Source organism: Allobosea sp. LjRoot90 (assembly GCF_964254315.1).
Taxonomy (GTDB): Bacteria; Pseudomonadota; Alphaproteobacteria; order Rhizobiales; family Beijerinckiaceae; genus Allobosea.
In genome coordinates, this window is record NZ_CAXUTF020000001.1 from 971,388 (window position 1) to 995,667 (window position 24,280).

The window sequence follows — 24,280 nt, forward strand, 5'->3', positions numbered from 1 at the left end:
ATACGGCTGCCAGGGTCCCGCGACGGCAAGGCGGGCGGCCCGACATGGCGCTGACGCTGACGATCGAGAACCAGGTCTCGCTGCCCGATGGCGGCCCGCTGAGCGTGACTTTAAGCGGCGGGCGCGGACTCGACATCGGCCGTGACCAGCATCTCGACTGGTGCCTGCCCGACCCGAGCCGCGCCGTCTCCGGCCGCCATTGCGAGGTCCGCTTCAACGACAACGCCTATTGGCTGCGCGATATCTCGACCAACGGCACCTTCGTCAATGGCGGAGCTTATCGCGTGCAGTCGCCCTACCGACTGCAGCATGGCGACCGCCTCGAGATCGGCCATTACATCATCGCGGTGGCGATCGATGAAGCGGAGCGCGGGTCGACCGGCCCGGTCGAGCGGTCGGCCGCGCCGCCGCCACCGGGCGATTCGCTGTGGGAATCGAATGGCGACGAGGCGCCGCCGATGGCCCGGCGCGATCTGATCCCGCCCCAGAAATACCAGCCGGTGCACGCGCCTTTCATCGACTGGGCCGCCGATATCCCGACACCCGCAGACCCCGCACAGGCCTTCGCGCCGCAACCTGGCGCAGCGCCGCCCTCGTCGCGGCCCGACGAGCTCGCCTGGGCGCCCTACCAGGCTCCTCCGGCTCCCGAGCCCGAGCCGATCGCGCCGATCCCGAAGCCGCGCCGACCACCCTCGCAAGGCGGCAATGGCGATCCCTGGAACGAGGCTCAAGCCGCGCAGCAAGGGCGCCCGAGCTTCGATGCGCCGCATGAGCCGGCACCATCGCGCCCCGCCGCTCCGCCTCCTTCGCCGATGGGCGCTCCGATGGGCGGCCCGGGAATCTCGCCAGCCGAGTTCATCGCCCGTTTCGCCCGTGGCGCCGGCCTGCCGGTCGAAGAACTGTCATGGCAGGACCCCGGCGCCTTCGCCGAGCAGACCGGCGCGCTGATGCGCCTGATCGCCATCGAGTTGAAGGCGCTGCTGGCGGCTCGCGCCGAGAGCAAGCGCATCGCCCGCAGCTCCAACCAGACGATGATCCAGGCGCAGGACAACAACCCGCTCAAATTCTCGCCGACGATCGAGGACGCGCTGAAGCTGATCTTCGGACGGCAGACCAGCGGCTATCTCAGCGCCCAGAAGGCGTTCGAGGAGAGCTTCAAGGACCTTAAGATCCACCAGATCAAGACCTATTCGGCCATGCAGCACGCGCTGCGCATGCTGGTCGAGGATCTCGATCCGCAGGCCGTCGCCGAAAGTCTCGACGCCGGACGAGGGATCGAAGGCCTGCTGTCCTCGCGCAAAGGCAAGCTCTGGGACGCTTATGTCGCCCGTTGGGAGGCGAAGACCGCGCCTTACGAGGACGGGCTGGTTGACGCTTTCATGCTCTATTTCGCCGAGTGCTACGACCGCGGCGGGCGTTGAACCCAACGCTCAGGTCAGCGGCACCACCAACCCGTCGCGGATCGTGACCTGGCGGTCCATGCGCCGGGCAAGGTCGAGGTTGTGCGTCGCGATCAGCGCCGCCAGGCCCGAGGCACGCGCCAGCGCCACCAGCGTATTGAAGACGTGCAGCGCGGTGTGCGGGTCGAGATTGCCGGTCGGCTCGTCGGCCAGCAGGACACGAGGGGCGTTGGCGACGGCGCGCCCGATGGCGACGCGCTGCTGCTCGCCGCCCGATAATTCGCCCGGCAGATGGTCGAGCCGCTCGCCGAGGCCGAGGAAGCTCAGGAGCTCGGTCGCACGCGACTTCGCCTCGGCCTTGCCGAGCCCGCGGATGCGCTGCGGCAGGATGACGTTCTCCAGCGCCGTGAACTCCGGCAGGAGATGGTGGAACTGGTAGACGAAGCCGATCTCGGTTCGTCGCAGCCGGGTCAGGCCCTTGTCGTCGAGCTGCGAGGTCGGCACGCCGCCGATGAAGACCTCGCCGCTGTCCGGGCTCTCGAGCAGGCCGGCGACGTGCAGCAGGGTCGACTTGCCGGTGCCGCTCGGCGCGACCAGCGCCACGAGCTCGCCCGGCCAGATCGCGAAATCGGCCTTGCGCAGCACCTCGAGCGGCTTGTCAGATTGGGGGTAATAGCGCTCGATCTGGGAGAGGAAGAGCGCCGGCGTCTCGGTTGCCATCGATCGAGATCCTCAACCCATCCGCAGGGCTTTGACGGGGTCGAGACGCGCCGCCTTCCAGGCCGGGTAGAGCGTGGCCAGCAGCGACAGGATGAGCGTCATGACGACGACGCTCGTAACCTCGCGCCAGTCGATCACCGACGGGATATCGCTGAGGAAGCGCACGGTCGGATCCCAGGGGTTGATCCCGAGCAGCTTGCTCAGACCCTTGTTGATGGTCTGGATGTTCTTGGCGAAGGCGATGCCGATGACGAAACCGGCGAAGGTACCGACGACGCCGATCGTCGCGCCCGTGATCAGGAAGACCCGCAGCACCGTGCCGCGCGAGGCGCCCATGGTGCGCATGATCGCGATGTCTTCGGTCTTGTCCTTCACCAGCATGATCAGGCCGGAGACGATGTTCAGCGTCGCGACCAGCACGATCAGGGTCAGGATGATGAACATCACATTGCGCTCGACCTCGAGCGCATTGAAGAAGGTGCGGTTGCGCTGGCGCCAGTCGGACAACACCAACGGCCTCGGCGGATCGGCCTCGATCCGGTCACGCACCGCCTGCGTCTGGTCGGGGTCGTCGATGAAGATCTCGATGACGTTCACGTCGCCATCGCGGTTGAAATAGGCTTGGCTCTCGGCAAGCGGCATGAAGACGAAGGAGGCGTCGAACTCCGACATGCCGATCTCGAACACCGCCGTGACCGGATAGGTCTTGATCCGCGGCGCCGTACCGAACGGCGTCGAGGCGCCGCGCGGCGTGACGATGGTGATGGTGTCGCCGGCTTGCAGGCCGAGCGAACCCGCCAGCCGCCGCCCGATGGCGACGCCGCCCGCGGAGGCGAAGCCGTCGAGCGTGCCCTGCCGGACATTGTTGGCGATGAACGGGATCGACTTGATGTCGTCTTCCGAGATGCCGCGCACCAGGACGCCGCCATTGCCGACCTGCGACGAAGCGAGCGCCTGCCCCTCGACCAGCGGGATCGCCAGCTTGATGCCCTGGACCTGGCGCAGCTTGGCCGCGACCTGCTCGTAATCGTCGAGCGGCCGGTCGATCGGCGTCGCGAAGATGTGGCCGTTGACGCCGACGATCTTCTCCAGCAGCTCCTTGCGGAAGCCGTTCATCACCGACATCACGATGATCAGCGTCGCGACGCCGAGCAGGATGCCGAGGAAGGAGAAGCCGGCGATGACCGAGACGAAGCCCTCGCGCCGGCGCGTGCGCAAATAGCGGCCGGCGAGCAGCCATTCGAAGCCTGCGAAAGGCTTCGTGCCGGTCGGCACGCTCTTCGCGCGCCCGGTGTCGGCGACGGCGCTCATGACCGCCCTCTTCCGCTCACGCGTTGGTCTCCGCGCCCTTGCCCGGGAAGCGCGCCAGCGCTGCCTCCAGCGAGACGAGTTCGCGCTCGCCGCCGGCGCGGCGCTTGAGCTCGACCTTGCCTTCGGCCAGCCCCTTCGGGCCGACGATGATCTGCCAGGGGATGCCGATCAGGTCGGCAGTGGCGAACTTGCCGCCCGGGCGCTCGTCGCGGTCGTCATAGACCATGTCGTAACCCTTGGCAGCGAGGCCATTGTAGAGCTGCTCGCAGGCGCCGTCGGTCGCGGCATCGCCGGTCTTGAGGTTGAGCACCGCGATATCGAAGGGCGCGATCTCGTCGGGCCAGACGATGCCGCCCTCGTCATGACCGGCCTCGATCAGCGCAGCGACGAGACGGCTCGGGCCGATGCCGTAGGAGCCGCCATGCAGCGGCACCAGCTGCCCGTCAGGGCCGGCGACGGTCGCGCCCATCGGCTCGGAGTACTTGGTACCAAAATAGAAGATGTGGCCAACCTCGATGCCGCGCGCCGAAACCTGCTTGTCGGCGGGAATGGCGTCGAAGGCCGCCTTCTCGTGCATCTCCTCGGTCGCGGCATAGAGGCTCGTCCACTTGTCGACGATGCCCTGGAGGCCTTGGACGCTGTCGAAATCGGTGTCAGCGGCCGGCGTGGCGAAGTCGAGATAGTCCTTGTGGCAGAAGACCTCGCTCTCGCCGGTCGAGGCGAGCACGATGAACTCATGCGAAAGATCGCCGCCGATCGGCCCGGTGTCGGCCCGCATCGGGATCGCCTTCAGGCCGAGCCGGGCGAAGGTGCGCAAATAGGCGGTGAACATGCGATTATAGGCGTGGCGCGCCGATTCCTTGTCGAGATCGAAGGAATAGGCGTCCTTCATCAGGAACTCGCGGCCGCGCATCACACCGAAGCGGGGGCGGACCTCGTCCCGGAACTTCCACTGGATGTGATACAGATTGAGCGGCAGGTCCTTGTAGGACTTGACGTAGGAGCGGACGATCTCGGTGACCATCTCCTCGTTGGTCGGGCCGTAGAGCATGTCGCGGTCGTGCCGGTCCTTGATGCGCAGCATCTCCTTGCCATAGGCGTCGTAGCGCCCGCTCTCGCGCCAGAGATCGGCCGACTGGATGGTCGGCATCAGGATCTCGATGGCGCCGGCGCGGTTCTGCTCCTCGCGGACCACCGCGCTGATCTTGTTGAGGACGCGCAGGCCCAGCGGCAACCAGGAGTAGATACCAGCGGACTGCTGGCGGACCATGCCGGCGCGCAGCATCAGCCGATGCGAGACGATCTCCGCTTCCTTGGGCGTATCGCGCAGGATCGGCATGAAATAGCGGGACAGGCGCATCGGAACACTCGTCGAGGGGCGATGCGCCAGGACGAGCGCACCGAGTCAGGTCAGTCCAGAGACACCATCGACGTTTGCAAATTGCAAACGCTAATGCATATCGCCGTCAGGCAAATGCACATCGGATGGCGTTGGCGAAAATGTCAGCGCTTGGCGAACTTCGCCTTCAACCTGTCGCTGACAATGGGCGGAACGAAGGCGGAGACATCGCCACCCATGGCCGCGACCTGGCGCACCAGCGTCGCGGTGATGTGACGTGCCAGCGGCGTCGCGGGCAGGAACACCGTCTGCAGCTCGGGAACCATCGTATGGTTCATGCCTGCAAGCTGCATCTCATAGTCGAGGTCGGTGCCATCGCGCAGGCCGCGTACCAGGATCGTGGCGCCGACACGGCGTGCCGCGTCGATGGTCAGATCGTCGAAGGTGACAACCTCGAGCTTCGTCCCGAGCCTGGTTGCGACCGGCTCGCAGATCTCCCGCAGCAGTTCGGCGCGCTCATCGGCGGAAAAGGTCGGGGTTTTCCCCGGATGAACGCCGATGGCGAGGATCAACCTGTCGCACAGCCGGCAAGCGGCCTCGATCATGTCGACATGGCCATTGGTGACGGGGTCGAACGACCCGGCATAGAAAGCTGTGTGGCTCATGCCTGAGCGTTAGCCAACGCAGGCTCTCTCGACAAGGCGCTCACGCAACACGGAGCTCGTCGATGACATGATCGACCCGCGCGGTCAGCGCCTGGGTCAGCGCGGTCAGTTCGCTTGCCGCCTTCAGGACCGCATCGGAGGCGCCAGCGGTGTTGCGCGAGGCGAGCGCGACCTGGCCGGTCGCCTGACCGATCTGGACGATCTCCTGCGTCGCGGCGAGGACCTCTGCGGCGATGGCATGGGTCGCCGCATGCTGGCGCTGCATGGTCTGGCTGGTCCGCCGCGTCGCTTCGTTCAAATCCTGCACAAGGGCCCGGATGCCGGCGATGCCCTCGACCGTCGCGGCGGTCGCCTGGTTCATCGCCTCGATCTGGCGCGCAATGTCCTGCGTTGCATTGGCGGTCTGGGTCGCAAGTGATTTCACCTCGTTGGCGACGACCGCAAAGCCCTTGCCCGCTTCGCCGGCGCGGGCCGCTTCGATGGTGGCGTTGAGCGCAAGCAGATTGGTCTGACCGGCGATCGCCGAGATCAGCCCGACAACTTCTGACACGCGCGACGCGCCATTGGACAGGCCGTCGACGATTCGGCTTACCGAATCCGCATGCGCGCGCGCCTGGCCTGCGGTTGCATCCGAGGAACGCACCTCGGCGGCCAGGGCATCGACTGCCCCGAGCAAATCCTGCGCCGCGCGCTCGATCGACTGGACGCTGCGAATCGCATTTCCGGTCGAACTATCGGTGTCGGCGGCGCCGGCCTGGGCCTCGCGCGCGCCCTCGGCAAGCTGGTGCGCGGTCGTGCCCAGGGTTTCCGCGGAAACCGAGACCGAGGCCGAGACGGTCCGCACCGAATCCTCGAGCTCGCTCGCCAGTTCGCCCAGCAGAGCGCGGCGATGCTGCTCGGCCTCGGCCTGGCGCGTCTCCTGCTCGGCCTCGCGGCGTTGCGCCTCGCCGCGCAGCGTTTCGCGGATCAGCTCGATCGACTTGGCGATGCCGCCAATCTCGTCGCGACGCCGGGCCCCGGGAATCTCCTCCTCCGTCCGACCCGCAGCGACGCCGGCGAGCCGGTCTGAAAGTCGCGCGATCGGGCGCGCCACCGACCAGCCGAGCAGGATCGCAATACCGAACAGCGGCAGCAGAACCAGCAATCCGGCGGAGACCACCGCGCTGCGGATCTTGCCGACGACAGCGAAGGCACTCTCCTGCGGGGCGGTCAGCCAGAGCAGCCAGCGCCAATCACCGATCGCGACCTCTTCCCCGCTCGCCACCAGCGGCCGACCGTCATGGCTGACCATGGTGATGAGCGCGTTCTTCGGCTGGCCGGTCAGCCGGTTTCGGTCGAGTGTCTCGCGTGGCGAAGCGCCGTCGCGCCGCAGCGCCGGATTGGAGCGCATGAAGCCGTCGGAGCCAACGACGAAAACCCGTTCCGCGCTGGAACCGGCCGGATTGAAGGCGAGCACGTCGTCGATCAGCCGCGTGTCGACGGCGATGACGATCGTGCCGGCCTGCTCACGCACACCCGAGCCTGATTCGATGTCGTAGAAAGGGGCCGCCAGGAAGGCGCGCGGATCACCGCCGACCGGATCATAAGGGGCAAAGTCGAGCACCACCTGCTCGCCGGCAACCTTGCCCTGCGCCATCGCCACGGACTTTGCCAGGCCGGTGCCGACAAGGTCGTCCTCGCTCAGAAGGCGGCCGAATTCGGGGCCTTTGGTGACGCTGTAGACCACCCGCCCCTTGCGCGAGACGAGGTAGATGTCGGCATAGTTGAACTGCTTCAGCGCCGCTGCATAGGTCTCGTGGATCGGCACGTGTCGCCAGGAATAGCCGTGCTGGTGCTCTCGGCCGGTGCGGGCCATGCGTTCGGCCATGGGCAGCGAGCCATCCCCCTGATAGTAGCCGAGGATGCTCTTGTAGTCGTGCGGGCCGAGCTCCATCCACTTGCCGATCTCGTCAAGTGCCGAGACCGTGAAAGCACTGCGCGCCTGAACGGCGAGCTCAGCGCGAAGCTGCGACCAGCGGCGCTCGATGGCGCGAACATCGCTCTCGGCCAGCGAATGCATACGCTCCCGTACCGAAGCCTGCGCCCAACTCGACACGGCGAGATAGGCCGAACTTCCGACCGCCAGCGCCGCAAGGATAGCCAGCGCCAGCATCGCGATAGGAAGCCTGATTCTGAGGCTGAACACGAATCAGGTCTCCGCCCGACGCCGACTGCGCCAGGAGAGCCAACACGAGCGCGGTTAACGTTGCTTGAAGCCCGCGCCGCGCCGAAATTGCCTCACAAGGCGCCGGGCAGCGGCGCCAGAGCGGCGAGCGCCGCGGCGCTGCCGAGGACCAGAGTGAGCAGCGCGACGACGACGGCTGCGAGCGATACCCGGCGCGGGCGCCGGACCAGAGAGCCGAACTGCATGGATCCTCTTTGCGAATCAGTGCGTTACCCCAACCCATGCCTGCGCTGGGCGCCCGACCCTGCCGTGGCGGAAACATGGAGAAATCGTGGCCCCGCCCCAAAGGCAGCCAAAACGCCGCGGACCGATCCCGATAGTTTCTCTCCTTCTGCCGTTTCCAGACGGATCGAAAGCGCGCTAAACCCCGCTCGCCATGCTGACCCTCAATGACATCACCTATCGCCTCGGCGAGCGCCTCCTGCTCGACAAGGCCAGTGCTTTCCTGCCCACCGGCTCGCGCGTCGGCCTCGTCGGCCGCAACGGCACCGGCAAGACGACGCTGTTCCGCATCGTCACCGGCGACCTCTCCCCGGAGGGCGGCAATGTCGCCCTGCCCAGGGGCATGCGCATCGGCGGCGTGGCGCAGGAGGCTCCCGGCGGGCCTGAAACCCTGATCGAGGTCGTGCTGGCCGCTGATATCGAGCGCGCCGCGCTGATGAAGGAGGCGCAGACCGCGACCGATCCGATGCGGATCGCCGAGATCGAGACCCGGCTCGCCGATATCGGCGCCCATTCCGCACCGGCGCGTGCTGCGACCGTGCTGCACGGGCTCGGCTTCGACGAGGCGGCGCAGCAGCGGCCCTGCTCCGATTTCTCCGGCGGTTGGCGCATGCGCGTGGCGCTCGCCGCCGTGCTGTTCTCAGAGCCCGACCTGCTGCTGCTCGACGAGCCGACCAACTATCTCGACCTCGAAGGCACGCTCTGGCTCTACGACTATCTCGAGCGCTATCCGCACACTGTCCTCGTCGTTAGCCATGACCGCGAACTGCTCGACACCTGCGTCGACCACATCCTGCATCTCGACCAGGGCAAGCTGACGATCTATCGCGGCGGCTACAGCGATTTCGAGAAGCTCAGGGCCGAGAAACAGGCCCATCTCGCCAAGGCACGCGAGAAGCAGGACGCCGAGCGCAAGCACCTGCAATCCTTCGTCGACCGCTTCAAGGCCAAGGCCTCGAAGGCCAGCCAGGCCCAGTCGCGCGTCAAGCGGCTGGAGAAGATGCAGGAGATCGCGGTCGTCCAGGACCGCGATGTCCAGCCCTTCAACTTCCCCGCCCCCGAGCGGCCGCTGTCGCCCCCGATGGTCGTGCTGGAGGGCGCCAGCGCCGGCTATGGCGAACGCAAGGTGCTGTCGCGGCTCAACCTGACGCTGGCGCCGGACGACCGGATCGCGTTGCTCGGGTCCAACGGCAACGGCAAATCGACCTTCTGCAAGCTGATCGGCGGGCGCCTTGCGCCGCTCTCGGGTGAGATGCGGCGCTCGTCGAAGCTGCAGACGGCCTATTTCGCCCAGCACCAGCTCGATGAGCTGCGCATGGAGGACACGCCCGTCGGCCATATCCGCGAGCTGATGCCGGACGCTCCCGAGGCCAGGGTGCGGGCCCGCACCGCTCAGACCGGTTTTCCCGCCAACAAGGCCGACACCCCGGTCAAGAACCTCTCCGGCGGCGAGAAGGCGCGCCTGATGCTCGGGATCGCCACCTTTGGCGGCCCGCATCTGCTCATCCTCGACGAGCCGACCAACCACCTCGACATCGACAGCCGCACCGCTTTGGTCAAGGCGATCAACGACTATCCCGGCGCGGTCATCCTGGTCAGCCACGACCGCTTCCTGATCGAGGCCTGCGCCGACCGGCTCTGGCTGGTCGGGGACGGCACGGTGACGAACTTCGATGGCGACATGGACGACTATCGCGACTTCGTGCTCGGCCGCGGGAAGCCGGTGCAGCGCGGCAAGCCCGAGGCTGAAGCTGCGGGCAAGGCCGAGGAGCGCAAGGGCGCGGCGGCGAAGCGCCAAGCGCTCGGACCACTCCGGCAGAAGCTCAACCTGGCGGAGGCCCGTATCGCCAAGCTGACCGGACTGATCGAGAAGGTCGACGGCGCGCTCGCCAATGGCGCGTTCTCGCGCGAGCCGGACAAGGCGCTGCTGCTCTCACGCCAGCGCGGCGAGCTGACGGAGGCTCTGGTCGCCGCCGAGGAGGAATGGCTGATGCTGAGCGAGGAGCTGGAGAGCGCCTGAGCCTGCTTCAGGGCAGTGGCGCGAGCTTGAAGTCGAGGCGCCTGAGCTGATCGGGCGAAAGCTTCTTCATCGCGATGCGGGTGGTGTAGCTGCCATGCATCAGGCCACCCGACCTATAGTTCCAGTCGCTGACCATGGCGCTCGGGGCGCGATAAGCGTCGCCATTGCTCAAGCCGTCGATATAGACTGGATCGTTCGCGATCCGGCCGACGAAGACATCGCCCTCGACGGCCGTCAGGTCCATCCAGATATGCTCGCGTGCGTTGCCGTCATCATAGGGAATTGCGACCTTGACGGCATGGCGCTCGCCCGTCCCGGTGCGAAAGAGCACGACGAAGTCCGGCAGCGTCTTCCGCGCCTGGGCGATCGCGCGGTTCATCTCGCGATCGGATGAGCGGAAGTCGACCACCTGCGCCACCGCAGGCCCTGACGCAGCCGCCAGCGACGCGCCGAGAAGCATGATGCCGGCGACCAGCACCCGTCCTCGTTTCTGAACTTTCATCTCGATACTTCGCCTCGACATCGGAGTCCGTTCCGATCGGCTTGCTGCGCAAGCCAATCGATCGAACGGTCCCATGTGCGAGTCAGAGACGGATTCAGCGGCCAGGTCGGCTCAAGCCAATCGGCTCGGCGTCAGCCCTGCTGCTCAGGCTGCCCCGGTTTCACGATCCGGCTCAGGCGGTTGTCGGTGAACATGTAGATCTCGCGATTGGCCGGCTCGGAATAGAGCACCTGCACCTCGCGCTGGCCCTTGCCATTGTCGCCGATCAGCACATCGGTCGGCCGCTTGGCCTTGAGCCTGACGAGCTCGCATTCTGTGATGCCGACAGCAATCTCCTTCGGCAGTGGCCGGGTTGCCGGGTCGAGCGAGACATCGGCGCTGCATTCGCCCTCCGGCGTCAGCATCGCCTCCTGCGTCGAGACGCGCGCCGTGGCGCTGCTGGTTCGGGTGCCGCGCTCATTGGATACAAAAGAGAATCCGCCCATGTCGACGGAACAGCCGGCGAGCGCAGCCGCCAAGGCCAAGGCAACAGGAATTTTCACGCTTTCTTCTCCCAGCGGCCAGTCTCGTCCTGCTGCCAATAAGTGGCAGCAACGCCGAGCGTCCGCAGCTTTTTCCAGTCTTCGCGTGCCGAGGCGAGCGCATCGGGATCGTCGCCATCGAACATCAGGATGACGCGCTCGTAAGCGTCCAATGCGTCCGGAATGCGAACGCCGTCGACACAGAAGCGAACTTGCGCGCCATTCGGGTTGTCATTGGCCGTGGTGAGAACGATCGGATTGCCGGCGGCGTCCGGTTCGGATGCTGCCGCATGCGGCAGGAAGGATTCGTCCGCATAGGTCCAGAGCTTGTCGTCGAGCGCGGCAAGGCGCTCGCGGCTCGACAACTCAACCACGGCCTTCCAGCCACGGGCGAGCGAGCGCTCAAGCAGGGTCGGAAGGACCTGCTCGAGCGGACGTCCCTGCAGATGATAGAACAGGACTTCGGCCATTACGCAGCCAGCACAATCCTTTGCGAGCCTCGGCTCAGAGTTAGAATCAGCTCTCGTAGTGATCCGCCACCAGCCGGTCGAGCAGGCGCACGCCCCAGCCCGAGCCCCAGGACCGGTTGGTCTCGCTGTTCGGCGAGCCCATGCCGGTGCCTGCGATATCGAGATGCGCCCATGGCGTGTCGTTGACATGGCGCTGCAGGAACTGCGCGGCGGTGATCGAGCCACCATGGCGGCCAGCCGAGTTCTTCATGTCGGCGAACTTGGAATCGATCATCTTGTCGTAGGCCGCGCCGAGCGGCATGCGCCAGACGGTCTCGCCGGTCGCCTTGCCGGCGGCGGCGAGCCGCTCCGCCAGTTCGTCGCTGTTGGAAAACAGCCCGGCATTCTCCTGCGCCAGCGCGACCAGGATCGCGCCCGTCAAGGTCGCCAGATTGACCATGAAGACCGGCTTGAAGCGGTCCTGCGTGTACCAGAGCACATCAGCGAGGACGAGCCGGCCTTCGGCGTCGGTGTTGATGATCTCGATGGTCTGGCCCGAGAGCGAGGTGACGATGTCGCCCGGTCGCTGGGCCTTGCCGTCCGGCATGTTCTCGACCAGCCCGATCACGCCGATGGCGTTGACCTTCGCCTTGCGGGCCGCCAGCGCCTGCATCAGACCGGTGACGCAAGCCGCGCCAGCCATGTCGCCCTTCATGTCCTCCATGCCGCCGGCCGGCTTGATCGAGATGCCGCCGGTGTCGAAGGTCACACCCTTGCCGACGAAGGCGACCGGCTTGTCGCCCTTGGCGCCGCCGTTCCAGCGCATCACCACGACGCAGCTCTCGCGATGCGAGCCCTGGCCGACGCCGAGCAGCGCCCGCATGCCGATCTTCTTGAGTTCCTTCTCGTCGAGAATCTCGACCTCGACGCCGAGCTTCTCGAGCTTGCCGGCCCGCTCGGCGAACTCCTCGGGAAAGAGCACGTTCGGCGGCTCGTTCACGAGATCGCGAGCGAGCTCGACGCCATAGGCGATGGCTTCGCGCGCCTTCAGCGCCTTCTTGACCGCGGCAGGGTCGTCGACGCGCAAGGTCACGCTCTTGGGCTCGGACTGATCCTTGTCCCGGCTCTTGGTCTTGTAGCGATCGAAGATGTAGCTCCTGAGCCGCAGGCCGAGCCCGATCTCGGCGATTTCAGCGGCCGAGAGTTCGCTCTCGGGCAACGCCGCGATAACTTCGGCGCTGCGACCATGACCGAGCCTACCGGCAATGGCGCCACCGAGCGCGGCGAAATCGAGCTTGTCTCGCTCGGCCGCCGGGCCGGTTCCGACCAGAATCAGGCGCTCGTAACCAGCGCCGTCTGGCGCGAGCAGCGTCAATCCGGAGAGCGCCTTGCCCTTGAAGCGCTCGGCTGAGGCGGCGCGCGCGACCAGCGCATGAGCCCCCGTACCGATCCAATCCTCAGCCGCTTTGGGGGGCGCCAGCTTGTCCGAGACGAGGATGACGAGATCCCCCCCGGCAATGGCGTTCAGGGCTTTGACCTCAAGCTTCAGGCGCTGCGACATCGAAGGCTCACGGGTTGCGGGAGAAGGACTGGCGGAAGGAGCCAACCGAGGTTGGGGCTCGCAAAGGCCACAAACGATTCCCGTTTGCGCCATGATCGAAGCTATACCATAGGGAGTTCGAGGCGAGCCGTCCAAGGGGAGCGCCTTCTCTAAAGTACTCCCGCCCCAGGATCGTTACCGCGTGCGCTTCGGACTTCTCGACCGCTACATCCTGAAGATCGCCGCCGGTGCGGCAGTGATTCTGCTGGTTGGCCTGACGAGCGTGATCTGGGTCACGCAGGCGCTACGCGAGGTCGACCTCATCACCGGCAAGGGCCAGACGGTGATGATCTTCTTCACCGTGACCCTGCTCTCGCTGCCGGCATTGATTGCCGGTATCGCGCCGGTCGCCTTGTTCATGGCGACGCTCTACACGCTCAACAAGCTCAACAGCGATTCCGAACTGATCGTGATGAACGCCGCGGGCGTCCCCCCGCGCCGGCTGACGCGGCCCTTCATCGTGCTGACCCTGATAACCTCCGCTTTGGTCGGCTGGATATCGCTGGGGGTGATGCCGGCCGGTTTCCGGGCGCTGCGCGACCTCATCACCCTGATCCGTGCCGACTTCGTCGCGAACGTGATCAAGGAAGGCCAGTTCGTCTCGCTCGATTCCGGCGTCACCTTCCATTATCGCGAGAAGCAGGGACACGCCCTGCTCGGCATCTTCATGCAGGACCGACGCGATCCCAACCAGCCTGCCGTCTACATCGCCGAGCGCGGCCAGTCGGCCGAGGCCGACGGAAACAGCTTCCTGATGCTGGAGAAGGGCACGATCCAGCGCGAGAGCCGCAACCAGAACTCGAGCTCGATCATCTCGTTCGAGCGTTATGCGCTCAATCTCTCCGCGTTGACGGGCGATTCCGACGGGGCCGCCGGCGGCAGCGGCGATGGCGACAAGGTCATCTACAAGCCGCGCGAACGCACCACCTGGGCGCTGCTGACGCAGAACCCGAACGAACCCTACTACAAGCTCCAGGAAGGCCGCTTCCGGGCAGAGCTGCACAATCGCCTGTCGGCGCCGCTCTACCCGATTGCCTTCATGCTGGTCGCCTTCGCCATTCTCGGCGAGGCGCGAACCACCCGCCAGGGCCGCGCCGCCGCGATCCAGATCGCCATCCTCCTGGTCGGCGCCATCAGGATCGGCGCCTATGCCGCCTGGACCGCCAGCGTGCGCTCCCCCCTCGCGGCTGCGCTGCTCTACATCCTGCCGATCGGAACGATCCTCCTGTCGGCCTTCGCCATCGGCTTCGGTTCACGAACCCGTGTCCTCATCGACCAGCTGACGGAGCCGCTGATCGCGCCCTTCATTGCCCTCGCAGCACGTTTCCGGCGCGCCTGATGCTGCTGTTCCAGACTTTCGGCCGCTATCTGACGCAGCGCTTCCTGCGCGCGATCCTGAGCGTGTTCGGCACCTTCTTCTTCCTGATCGCAACGCTCGACTTCGTCGAGTTGATGCGGCGCGCCGGCGATTCCCCGACTGCGACGACGCCGAGCATCATTCAGCTCGCGCTCTACCGCGCGCCATCGGTCGCCGAGCAGATCTTCCCGTTCGCAGTGCTGTTCGGCGGCATGTTCGCCCTGCTCAATCTCAGCCGGAAGCTGGAGCTGGTCGTCGCGCGCTCGGTCGGGATCTCGGCCTGGCAGTTCCTGCAGCCGGCGGCGCTGGTCGCTGGCGCGGTCGGCCTCGTCTCGGTCGGAATCTACAATCCGGTCGCCGCCGAGCTGAAGCAGCGCGCCACCGCGCTCGAGGCCTCGCTCTTCGCCCGGACAGGACAGATCGTCGGCGGCAAGGAAATCTGGCTCCGCCAGCGCAGCATGGACGGTCAGGCGATCATCCGCGCCGCCGCGGCGCTGGGGGACGGCGTGGGGCTCGCCCAGGTCGCGTTCTTCACCTTCTCCCCCGATGGCGGCTTCAGCGAGCGCATCGAAGCCAAGCAGGCCGTGCTCTATCGTGGCTACTGGGAATTGTCGGAGGCTCGGGTCACTTCGGCCACGGAAGAGCCACAGAGCTACTCGACATATCTGGTCGCGACGACGCTGGAGCCCGACCAGGTGCGACAAAGTTTCACGCCGCCCGATTCTGTCGGGTTCTGGTCGATGCCGGCGGTGCTCGACCGAACCCGCAAGGCCGGGCTCGATACGACGCGCTACGAACTGCGCTATGAATCCCTCAAGGCACGGCCGCTCCTGCTGATCGCCATGATCTTGGTCGCGGCATCCGTTTCCTTAAGATTTTTCCGGTTTGGTGGTGTGACGAGATTGGTGGTAGGTGGCGTCGCGGCCGGGTTCATGCTCTATGTGGCGACACAGTTATCTGAGGAATTGGGCTCATCGGGCATCGTTAATGCCTCGGTGGCCGCTTGGCTGCCCGCGATCGTGGGCACGCTGCTCGGCGCGCTCGCCCTCCTCCATCAGGAAGACGGCTGAGAATACGGTGGCTATGGTTAATTTTGGATTGAGTTCATGGCTTCCGGCGTAAGACGCATCACGCGGCTTGCGGCTGCGACCGCGCTGGCGACAACGCTTGCCCCGGTCCTCGGCTGGACGAGCCTGGCCTATGCCCAAACTCCGGCGGCCAAGCCGCAGGAGCGCATGGTCGTCGACGCGCGCGAGCTCGTCTACGACAAGGACAACAACACCGTTTCCGCGGTCGGCGACGTCCAGATTCTCTATCAGGGCCGCACCATCGAGGCCGACCGCGTCGTCTATGACCGCCAGAGCAAGCGCGTGGTCGCGACCGGCAATGCCCGCATCACCGAAGCCAACGGCACGGTGATCACCGGCGACCGCTTCAACCTGACCGACGACTTCCGCGACGGATTCATCGATTCGCTACGCGTGGTGAACACCGACAAGACCCGCTTCTCGGCGCCGCGCGCCGAGCGTACCGACGGCGAGGTCTTTGTCTTCGACAAGGGCATCTACACCGCCTGCGAGCCTTGCGTCGATCAACCCGAGCGCCCGCCGTTCTGGCAGGTGCGCGCTGCCCGGATCATCCACAAGAAGTCCGAGCAGATGATCTATTACGAGGAGGCCCGGCTGGAATTCGCCGGCGTCCCGATCGCCTATATCCCGTACATGTCGGGACCGGACGCCACAGTCAAACGCAAGACCGGCCTCCTGGCGCCGAAGTTCATCAACACCGCGGCACTCGGCTACGGCGTCGGCCTGCCCTATTTCATCAATCTCGCGCCGAACTACGATCTGACGGTGACGCCGACCTATCTCTCGCGCCAGGGCCTGCTCGGCGAGGTCGAGTGGCGGCATCGTTTCGTCAACGGCTCATACAACATCCGCGCCGCCGGCATCTTCCAGCAAGAGAAGGAAGCCTTCCTGAAGAGCCCGTTTGGCGCGGGAGACGACGAGTTCCGCGGCTCTGTCGAGAGCTCCGGCAAGGTGTTCATCAACCCGCGCTGGAACTTCAGCTGGGACGTCGCGGCCGCAACCGACCGGTTCTTCTTCAAGAACTACCGGATCCGCAGCGAGAGCATCACTGCGTCGACCTATCTGCAGGAATCGACCTCGACCGTTTCGCTCAACGGCCAGACGGCGAACGCCTGGTTCGACATGCGCGGCTACTATTTCCAGCCACTGACCTATTACGACTGGCAGAAGCAGCAGCCGGTCGTCGGGCCGGTCGTCGACTACAATCGGCGGATCCACAAGCCGTCCATGATCGGCGGCGAGCTGTCGTTCACCGTCAATCTGACGCACCTGACGCGCGAGGCGGCCTCCTTCAAGGAGCTGCCGGTCCAGAAGAGCTACCTGATCACCACGCCGAGTTATTCGCTATACGACGGCTGCGCGGTCTATCAGAAGGGGCGCTGCCTCGTGACCGGCCTTGCCGGTTCGATGGCGCGCGCCACTGCCGAGGTCGATTGGCGGCGCAACTTCGTCGATCCGATCGGCCAGGTCTGGACGCCCTACGCCTCGCTCAGGGCCGACGTGTTCTCGCTCAACCCGAACACGACGAGCTACACCAACGCCAATGTCAGCACGATCGCCGACACCTCCGACGAGGTGTTCGGCCGCGCCATGCCGGCGATCGGCCTGATGTACCGTTTCCCGTTCATCGCCTCGACCTCCTGGGGTACGCACATCCTAGAGCCGGTCGCTCAGGTCGTGGCGCGCCCGAACGAGACGAACAGCCTGCGCGTCGCCAACGAAGATTCGCAGAGTCTCGTCTTCGACGACACCAATCTGTTCGAATGGAACAAGTTCTCCGGCTACGACCGGGTCGAGGGTGGCAGCCGCGCCAATGTCGGCCTGCGCTACAGCGGCACGTTCGGCAAGGAAACTTATGCCAACCTCCTGGTCGGACAGTCCTACCAGCTCGGCGGCCGTAATTCCTACGCCAGCGGCGACCTGGCGAATACAGGCCTCAACTCGGGCCTCGACACCCGCCGCTCCGACTATGTCGCCAAGGCGCAGCTGCAGCCGTTCAAGGGCCTGCTGCTGCAGGCAGGTGGACGTTTCGACGAGTCGACCTTCGAAGCACAGCGCATCGACGCCTCCGCCGCATTCAACTACAAGTTCCTGTCGACCACGGTCGGCTACAGCCGCTACGAGCCGCAACCGGACCTGGGCATCCCGCGGCGCCGTGAGGGTCTCAGCCTGACCCAGTCCGTCTCGTTCGCCCAGTACTGGAGCGTGCGCGGCAGCGTTCTGTTCGACCTCGACAAGTTCAAATACGATCGCGAGCGCTATCGGGATGCGCTGTCGCTCTACACGGCGAACCCGGCGAGCAACCCGAATCCGGTCTATCCGAACACGGGTCCGTTCCAGACCGCGGCGGCTTCGGTCGGCCTGCGTTATCAGGACGAGTGCACGATCTTCGATGTGAGCTATTCGCAGTCCTATGCCGACAGGCAGGCGGGCTCGACGAAAGACACGCGGACGGTGATGTTCCGCCTCGAACTGCGTACGCTCGGCGAGATCAGTTACTCGCAGAACCTGGGTGCGAGCAGCTCCGGCGACGGTGTCGCATCCAGCAATTGATGGCGCCCTTGCCGGCGTTTTCCAAAGCCGCTGAATGGGGCTGCGCTTGAGCCGGTGTCTCCTTGCTCTGACTCAGGGCGATCCCGCCGGGATCGGCCCGGAGTTGGCGCTCGCCGCCTGGAGGCAGCGTGAGGAACGCTTCATTCCGCCCTTCGCTTATCTCGGCAGTGCCACGGCGCTAGCGGGATTGGCGGAGCGGCTCGGCCTCCAGGTGCAGTTGCGCAATGTCAGCTGGGATGAGGCCGAAGCCTGCTTCGCGACCGCCCTGCCCGTGATCGAGCTCGACAATCGCTCGCAAGCGCGATCCGGGTCGCCCGATCCGGCCAATGCCGCCGGCGTAATCGAAGCGATCGAGCGCGGCGTCGAGGCCGTCGGGGCCGGGCGAGCCGCCGCGCTCGTCACCAACCCCATCGCCAAGAGCGTGCTTTACGCCGCCGGCTTCCAGCATCCCGGCCATACCGAATTCCTGGCAGAGCTTGCAGGTCGCGGCCGAGAGACCACACCGCGACCGGTGATGATGATCTGGTCGGAAGGGCTCGCCGTCATTCCGGTCACCATCCACATTCCGCTGGAGGCGGTGCCGCGGCAGCTGACGACGGAGCTGATCGTCGAGACCGGCCGGATCGCGGCCACCGACCTCGAACGCCGCTTCGGCATCACCCGGCCTCGACTGGCATTGTGCGGCCTCAACCCTCATGCGGGCGAAGGCGGCGCTCTCGGCAAGGAGGATGCGGCAGTGATCGCTCCCGCTGTCGAGCAGCTGCGACGGCTCGGCATCGACGCGAGCGGCCCCTATCCGGCCGACACGCTGTTCCATGCCCGGGCCCGTACCGGCTACGACGTGGCGCTCGGCATGTATCACGACCAGGCGCTGATCCCGATCAAGACGATCGCCTTCGACGAGGGCGTCAACGTCACGCTCGGCCTGCCTTTCATCCGGACCTCGCCGGATCACGGCACCGCCTTCGACATTGCCGGCAAGGGCATAGCGCGACCGGACAGCCTGTGCGCGGCGCTGAAGCTCGCGGCCCGCATGGCTGCAGCCGAAAGCAAGGCTCCCGCATGAGCACCATCTCCCCCGACGGGTTGCCGCCGCTGCGCGAGGTGGTGGAGCGCCATGGGCTGATGGCGCAGAAAGCGCTCGGCCAGAACTTTCTGTTCGACCTCAACCTGACCGGCCGGATCGCGCGGTCCGCCGGTCCGCTGGACGGCAAGACCATCGTCGAGATCGGTCCTGGCCCCGGGGGTCTCACCCGCGCCTTGCTTGCGAACGGAGCGGGACGCGTCATCGCCATCGAGCGCGACCGGCGCTGCATGCCGGCGCTGGCCGAGATCGCCGCTCATTACCCGGGGCGGCTCGATGTCGTCGATGGCGACGCGCTCGCCGTCGATCTCTCGAGCCTGCTCGGCGGCAGCCAGGCTCGGATCGTTGCCAACCTACCCTACAATATCGGCACGCCATTGCTGGTCGGCTGGCTCAGCGCCGACCCTTGGCCACCCTGGTGGACCTCGCTGACGCTGATGTTCCAGCGCGAGGTGGCCGAGCGCATCGTCGCGACGCCGGAACAGCGTGCCGCCTATGGCCGGCTCGCGGTCCTCGCCAACTGGCGCTGCGAGACGAAGATCCTGTTCGACGTGCCGAAGACCGCCTTCGTGCCGCAGCCCAAGATCACCTCCTCGATCGTCCAGCTGGTGCCGCGGCAGCATCCTGAGCCGTGCGACCGGCGGCGGCTCGAACGGGTCACGCTCGCCGCGTTCGGTCAGAGACGGAAGATGCTGCGCCAAAGCCTCAAGGCCGTGCTCGCCGATCCGGCGGCGATGATCGAAGCCGCCGGACTATCGCCGACCATGCGGGCCGAGGAAGTGTCGGTCAGCGGCTTCGTCGCGCTCGCCAACGCGCTGGCGTCGGCACAGCAAAGCTGATCAGCCGACCTTCTCGGCCAGCAGGGTCTCGACGAAGGCCGCCATGCCGACTGCGCGACTGCGTTTCAGCCGCTCGGCCGCCAGGATCGAACGAACCGATTCATAGGCGGCGCCGAGATCGTCATTGACGATGACGTAGTCATAGACGCTCCAGCGCGCGATCTCATCGCGGGCATTGTCGAGCCGGCGCGTGATCACCTCCGGCGCATCCTCGGCACGCCGGACCAGCCGCGAGCGCAGCTCGGCCATGGAAGGCGGCAGGATGAAGATCGCGACGACGTCCTCGCGTGCTTTCTCGAGGATCTGCTGGGTGCCCTGGTAGTCGATGTCGAACAACACGTCGCGGCCGGCCTTCAAGGCCTCCTCGACGGGCTTGCGCGGCGTGCCGTAGCCATTGCCGTGGACCTCGGCCAACTCCAGCAATTCATCGCGCTGGCGCAGCAGGTCGAAGGCATCGCGATCGATGAAGCGATAATGGACGCCGTCGATCTCGGAGGGGCGCTTGCCGCGCGTCGTCACCGAGATCGAGAGATCGAGATTGGTTTCCTTCTGCGACAAGGTCCGGGTCAGCGTCGACTTCCCGGCACCGGACGGCGACGACAGGATCAGCATAAGGCCGCGACGGGCCGGGCGGGCGAGATCGGCCATCCCCATCACTCCACGTTCTGGACCTGCTCGCGCAGCTGGTCGACGGTCGTGCGCAATTCGAGCCCGATCCGCGACAGGCCGGGATCGCCCGCCTTGGCACAGAGCGTCGACGCCTCGCGACCGAACTCCTGCGCCAGGAAATCGAGCTTGCGGCCAATCGGCCCGCCCTGGGCGAGCAGGTCGCGGAGCGCAGCGACATGGGCGTGGAGCCGGTCGATCTCCTCGCGGATATCGGCCTTGACCGCCAGCAGCGCAGCTTCCTGATGTAGGCGCTGCGGTTCGAAGGCCTTGCCGGTCTCCATCAACGCGGCGACCTGGTTCGCGAGCCGCGTGCGGACTGCCTCGACACTGCGGGCCGGGTGGTTCTCGGCTTCGCTCGTCAGGCGGGCGATGGTGTCGAGATGGCCGGCAAGGATCGCCTCGAGTGCCCGTCCCTCGGCGAGCCTCGCCTGCTTCAGCGCCGCGATCGTCCCCTCCAATGCAGCGAGTACCGGCTTTTCGAGCTCGCTGAGTGCATCGCCGCTCTCCTCGGAAACCTCGACCACGCCGCGGATCGCGAGCAGGCCATCAAGGGTCGCCGGAGCGATGCCTGAGGGCAACTTCAATTGGCTTGTAGCCGCGATCAGGGCCGCGAGGGCTTCCTGATTGATGCGCGGGCGCGGAGCAGAAGCTTCGCTGGTGATGGCGAGGCTGACATGCAGGGTGCCGCGTGCAAAGGCGGCCGAGAACTGCTTGCGGGCGGCTTCGGAGAAGCTCTCGAAGCCGGTCGGCGCCCGGACGCGGACATCGAGCCCACGGCCGTTGACACTGCGGACCTCCCAGGCCCAGGCATGCATGCCGATGGTCCCGGCCACCCGGGCGAACCCCGTCATGCTCTCGATCGCCATATCGCTCATAACCCCTTCTGGAATGCGGCGGGACCGTAGAGAGGCGCTGCGCCGGTCGCAAGCTGCCGGCACAGCAAATCTGGGAACAGAATGCCTCTCTGCCCCCGATCAGTCGGCAAGCACACCGCTTCCCGCCATATAAGCGTCGGCTGCCTCGCCAAGCCGCCTTGCGGCTGCAGTCAAATCGCGACTGTCATGCCCTGAGAAGCCGAGAATGAAGCCCTCCGTCGTGCTTGGGGACAGGCTGGCCTCGGACAGCAATCTTGTCTCGACCGCCGCCATCGCCCGGATGCGGATGCCAGCATCGATGGGGAGGCCGGCCGGGAGATAGGCGACCATGTGCAGGCCCTGCGGCGGCACGACGATGCGCAGCCGGCCACGCCCCGCCTCTGCCAGGACGGATGCAACGGTTTCACGAGCTTGACGATAACGCAGGCGGGCTCGCCGAAGATGTGCGGCAAACGCACCGCTGGACATCAGTTCGGCCACGGCATCCGACAGGAAAGCGGATGGAAATCGATCGGCCGCGCTCCTGGCCCTTATCACCCGCTCGGCAACCGCCGGAGGCAGGACGAGATAGGCAAGGCGCAAGGAGGGAAACAGCATCTTCGAGAAGGTGCCGCTATAGATTACCCGCTCTCCGCCAAGCCCGGCCAGCGCCGTAAGGGGCGGCCCGGCATAGCGGAACTCGCTGTCGTAATCGTCTTCGATGATCCAGGCCTGCGCCGCATTCGCCCAGTCCAGCAGCGCCACCCGCCGGGCCATGCTCATGGTGACGCCGGTCGGAAACTGATGCGAGGGGGTTACATAAGCGGCCCGCGCCAGCGGAGCGAGCTTTCGGCCCTCATCGACCCTGATGCCTTCGCCATCGACGGGCACCGGGATCAATCGCATCTTGGCGGCGCGCAGGGTGCCATGGGCTGCGTAGTAGCCTGGCTCCTCCAGCCAGATCGCATCGCCGGGGCAAAGCAGGGCTTCGGCGCACAGGCGCAAGCCCTGTTGCGTGCCGCTGGTGATCATGATGCAGCCTGGATCGCAACGAATGCCGCGGTTTGCCGCGAGGTGTCGGGCGATCTCGGTTCGAAGCGGCAGGCTGCCGCGTGGGTCGCCATAGCCGAGCTGGTCGGCGCTCGCGGCAAGGATATGTCGGCGTACGCTCGTGCCGAGCTGGCGCAGGAGGCTACCATCGACATGGGTGCGCCCGAGGGCGAAGGCGCGGCTCGGAAGGGTTTCGACGTCGAGCCGGGCGGGTACCACGGCTGAGGGCGCCGCCGGCAGCTTTGTTGCGACATAGGTGCCAGAGCCTCGCCGCGCCTTCGCCAGCCCGTCGCTGAGGAGCTGTTCATAGGCCGCAACGATGGCATTGCGCGGCACGCCCAATTGCTCGGCCAACGCCCTGCTGGAGGGCAGCTTCAGCCCCGGGCTCAGATAACCGTCGATGATCGCAACCCGCAGCGCAGCATGAACCCGTGATGCCTGATTGGGGATGTCCGGATCCAATGCGATCGGCAAATCGAGCGTTCGCTGGGGCAAAGTGGTTGCCATTTTTGTCTTCAAAGTGGGCCTAGTAGCGACCACTTTCGCCATGCGACGCCTTGAAAGTCAAAGAAGGCGACCTGGGAGGTTGAACGATCATGCGCGGAATCGGAGTGGCCCTGTTGTTCGTCGGCGCATTGCTGACCGCGACAGGCTATGGCGCGACATTTTTGCTGACGGAGCATTTCCGCAGTCTCGGCGGCAGCGAGATCGAGACAGGCAAGGCTCTCGCCGGCGCGATGGTCGGCACCTTTGTCGGCGTCCCCCTGATCGGCTGGGTCAGCGCCCGCTTCGGCGGTGCCCGTCTCGCCGCCATCGGGGCCGTTCTGGTCGCCGCCGGATATCTGCTGTTGGCCGGTATCGCCTCGCTCTCCAGTACCATCGTGATCGCCGGCTTCATGGTCGGCTGCGGCTGGGGGATGTTCTATCTGGCCGCTCCGATGGCGGTTTCGGAGCGAGTGAGCGATCTTGATCGCGGCTTCTGGTTTACGCGCTTCGGCGCGTTTCAAATGGCCGGTATCGGCGGCGGCCCGGCACTGGCGCTGTTTCTCGTCGACACGCTCGGCTTGTCGACAGCCTCGCTCTTCCGCCTGCTCGCGCTCGGTTGCGTTTGCGCCGCGGCCTGTTTGTGGGCGTTCGAGCTGACGACGCCTCGGCCAGCCCAGCCGCGCCCAGGCCGCACCGGCGCGCCAAGAAACTGGGTGTCATCGATCGTTCCCCTGGCGAGCACCAGGGCGATCTATCCAATCCTCATGGTCGGAGTAGGAGCTTGTGTCTTCACGGGCATGCTGACGTTTCAAAGCTCGCTGGCGCGCGGCAGCGGCCTCGACGCCAGTCTGTATTTCACCACCTACGCACTCGTGGTCGTCGTTGCGCGCTTCACGCTCGCGCCCGCAATCAACCGCGCCGACGGCAATCGGATGTCGGTCCTGTTGCTCGTCCTGATGTCGGCCGGCGTTCTGGTCTACTTCGCCATCGGCTATGGCGCGCCGGTTCAGGTCGTCAGCGGCATCCTGCTAGGGCTCGGCTATGGGCTGGTCTACACCGTCATTCAGACCCAGGTCGTCAACGATGCGCCAGAAGCTCACCGCAACGGCGCTCTGACATGGTTCGCCGTGTCATACTTTATCGGAGTTTTCGGCTTCCCGGCGATCGGCGGCTGGCTGATCGTCCATTGGGGCACGCAGATCTTCCTCGTGCTCGTCCTCGCCTGTGCCCTGGCCGAACTCGCTCTCGCTTTGGCGCGAAACCGGTCCCGCGCCAGCAGTGCTGCAGCTCTGAACGCTCCACGCACCTGATTGTCCCTCGCGCATCG

General features: G+C 66.1%; 21 protein-coding genes. 8 read left to right on the forward strand and 13 right to left on the reverse strand.

Annotated elements, in window-relative coordinates; genetic code table 11:
• The first annotated feature begins 44 nt into the window (after window positions 1-44).
• On the forward strand, window positions 45-1,421 hold the full coding sequence (tagH, locus tag ACSQ3M_RS04665) for a type VI secretion system-associated FHA domain protein TagH (protein WP_436148892.1): 1,377 nt from the start codon (window positions 45-47) through the stop codon (window positions 1,419-1,421).
• Window positions 1,422-1,430: 9 nt separating this feature from the next.
• Here the strand turns inward: tagH and ACSQ3M_RS04670 are convergent, their stop codons facing one another.
• The 6 genes from ACSQ3M_RS04670 to ACSQ3M_RS04695 form a co-directional block, all read right to left on the reverse strand.
• Window positions 1,431-2,120 carry an ABC transporter ATP-binding protein gene (locus ACSQ3M_RS04670; protein ID WP_436148893.1) on the reverse strand — a complete coding sequence of 230 codons (690 nt, stop codon included), beginning with the start codon at window positions 2,118-2,120 and terminating at the stop codon, window positions 1,431-1,433.
• A 12-nt stretch (window positions 2,121-2,132) separates the two neighbouring features.
• Window positions 2,133-3,431, reverse strand: coding sequence for a lipoprotein-releasing ABC transporter permease subunit (locus tag ACSQ3M_RS04675; protein ID WP_436148894.1), 1,299 nt, complete (start codon window positions 3,429-3,431; stop codon window positions 2,133-2,135).
• A gap of 16 nt (window positions 3,432-3,447) precedes the next feature.
• Window positions 3,448-4,791 carry a proline--tRNA ligase gene (proS, locus tag ACSQ3M_RS04680; RefSeq protein ID WP_436148895.1) on the reverse strand — a complete coding sequence of 448 codons (1,344 nt, stop codon included), beginning with the start codon at window positions 4,789-4,791 and terminating at the stop codon, window positions 3,448-3,450.
• Between the two features lie 143 nt (window positions 4,792-4,934).
• Window positions 4,935-5,435 carry a pantetheine-phosphate adenylyltransferase gene (gene coaD, locus ACSQ3M_RS04685; RefSeq protein ID WP_436148896.1) on the reverse strand — a complete coding sequence of 167 codons (501 nt, stop codon included), beginning with the start codon at window positions 5,433-5,435 and terminating at the stop codon, window positions 4,935-4,937.
• A gap of 40 nt (window positions 5,436-5,475) precedes the next feature.
• Complete coding sequence (locus ACSQ3M_RS04690; protein WP_436148897.1) at window positions 5,476-7,620, reverse strand: methyl-accepting chemotaxis protein; 2,145 nt, start codon at window positions 7,618-7,620, stop codon at window positions 5,476-5,478.
• Between the two features lie 92 nt (window positions 7,621-7,712).
• Window positions 7,713-7,844 carry a hypothetical protein gene (locus tag ACSQ3M_RS04695; protein ID WP_257791806.1) on the reverse strand — a complete coding sequence of 44 codons (132 nt, stop codon included), beginning with the start codon at window positions 7,842-7,844 and terminating at the stop codon, window positions 7,713-7,715.
• Between the two features lie 191 nt (window positions 7,845-8,035).
• On the opposite strand from ACSQ3M_RS04695, the gene ACSQ3M_RS04700 reads away from it, so the two are divergent.
• Window positions 8,036-9,901, forward strand: a complete 1,866-nt coding sequence (locus ACSQ3M_RS04700) for an ABC-F family ATP-binding cassette domain-containing protein (protein WP_436148898.1) — start codon at window positions 8,036-8,038, stop codon at window positions 9,899-9,901.
• A gap of 7 nt (window positions 9,902-9,908) precedes the next feature.
• Here the strand turns inward: ACSQ3M_RS04700 and ACSQ3M_RS04705 are convergent, their stop codons facing one another.
• The 4 genes from ACSQ3M_RS04705 to ACSQ3M_RS04720 all read right to left on the reverse strand — a co-directional run bounded on the left by ACSQ3M_RS04705 (window position 9,909) and on the right by ACSQ3M_RS04720 (window position 12,934).
• A complete protein-coding gene (locus tag ACSQ3M_RS04705; protein ID WP_436148899.1) occupies window positions 9,909-10,403 on the reverse strand; it encodes a YegJ family protein in 495 nt (164 codons plus the stop codon).
• A gap of 131 nt (window positions 10,404-10,534) precedes the next feature.
• Window positions 10,535-10,945 carry a hypothetical protein gene (locus ACSQ3M_RS04710; protein WP_436148900.1) on the reverse strand — a complete coding sequence of 137 codons (411 nt, stop codon included), beginning with the start codon at window positions 10,943-10,945 and terminating at the stop codon, window positions 10,535-10,537.
• A complete protein-coding gene (locus ACSQ3M_RS04715; RefSeq protein WP_436148901.1) occupies window positions 10,942-11,394 on the reverse strand; it encodes a DNA polymerase III subunit chi in 453 nt (150 codons plus the stop codon). Before ACSQ3M_RS04715 ends, ACSQ3M_RS04710 begins: the two co-directional genes overlap by 4 nt.
• Window positions 11,395-11,440: 46 nt before the next feature.
• On the reverse strand, window positions 11,441-12,934 hold the full coding sequence (locus ACSQ3M_RS04720) for a leucyl aminopeptidase (protein ID WP_436148902.1): 1,494 nt from the start codon (window positions 12,932-12,934) through the stop codon (window positions 11,441-11,443).
• Window positions 12,935-13,115: 181 nt separating this feature from the next.
• Between ACSQ3M_RS04720 and lptF the strand changes: the two genes are divergently transcribed.
• Genes lptF through rsmA form a run of 5 tightly spaced genes read left to right on the forward strand, consistent with a single transcriptional unit; the run spans window position 13,116 to window position 19,894 of the window.
• A complete protein-coding gene (gene lptF / locus ACSQ3M_RS04725; protein WP_436148903.1) occupies window positions 13,116-14,312 on the forward strand; it encodes an LPS export ABC transporter permease LptF in 1,197 nt (398 codons plus the stop codon).
• On the forward strand, window positions 14,312-15,400 hold the full coding sequence (gene lptG / locus ACSQ3M_RS04730; RefSeq protein WP_436148904.1) for an LPS export ABC transporter permease LptG: 1,089 nt from the start codon (window positions 14,312-14,314) through the stop codon (window positions 15,398-15,400). The genes lptF and lptG overlap by 1 nt, the downstream gene beginning before the upstream one ends.
• Before the next feature lie 36 nt (window positions 15,401-15,436).
• Complete coding sequence (locus tag ACSQ3M_RS04735; RefSeq protein ID WP_436148905.1) at window positions 15,437-17,971, forward strand: LPS-assembly protein LptD; 2,535 nt, start codon at window positions 15,437-15,439, stop codon at window positions 17,969-17,971.
• Between the two features lie 34 nt (window positions 17,972-18,005).
• The gene (pdxA, locus tag ACSQ3M_RS04740) at window positions 18,006-19,037 is read left to right on the forward strand and encodes a 4-hydroxythreonine-4-phosphate dehydrogenase PdxA (RefSeq protein ID WP_436148906.1); all 1,032 of its coding nucleotides are present in this window, start codon (window positions 18,006-18,008) and stop codon (window positions 19,035-19,037) included.
• Entirely contained in the window at window positions 19,034-19,894 is an 861-nt protein-coding gene (rsmA, locus tag ACSQ3M_RS04745; RefSeq protein ID WP_436148907.1) for a 16S rRNA (adenine(1518)-N(6)/adenine(1519)-N(6))-dimethyltransferase RsmA, read from the forward strand. Before pdxA ends, rsmA begins: the two co-directional genes overlap by 4 nt.
• On the opposite strand, the gene gmk is transcribed toward rsmA, so the two are convergent.
• The 3 genes from gmk to ACSQ3M_RS04760 all read right to left on the reverse strand — a co-directional run bounded on the left by gmk (window position 19,895) and on the right by ACSQ3M_RS04760 (window position 23,016).
• On the reverse strand, window positions 19,895-20,542 hold the full coding sequence (gene gmk / locus ACSQ3M_RS04750; RefSeq protein WP_436148908.1) for a guanylate kinase: 648 nt from the start codon (window positions 20,540-20,542) through the stop codon (window positions 19,895-19,897).
• A 5-nt stretch (window positions 20,543-20,547) separates the two neighbouring features.
• Window positions 20,548-21,429, reverse strand: a complete 882-nt coding sequence (locus ACSQ3M_RS04755) for a YicC/YloC family endoribonuclease (RefSeq protein ID WP_436149290.1) — start codon at window positions 21,427-21,429, stop codon at window positions 20,548-20,550.
• 108 nt (window positions 21,430-21,537) lie between these two features.
• Complete coding sequence (locus tag ACSQ3M_RS04760; RefSeq protein ID WP_436148909.1) at window positions 21,538-23,016, reverse strand: PLP-dependent aminotransferase family protein; 1,479 nt, start codon at window positions 23,014-23,016, stop codon at window positions 21,538-21,540.
• A gap of 47 nt (window positions 23,017-23,063) precedes the next feature.
• Between ACSQ3M_RS04760 and ACSQ3M_RS04765 the strand changes: the two genes are divergently transcribed.
• Complete coding sequence (locus tag ACSQ3M_RS04765) at window positions 23,064-24,263, forward strand: MFS transporter (protein WP_436148910.1); 1,200 nt, start codon at window positions 23,064-23,066, stop codon at window positions 24,261-24,263.
• Window positions 24,264-24,280: the final 17 nt, after the last annotated feature.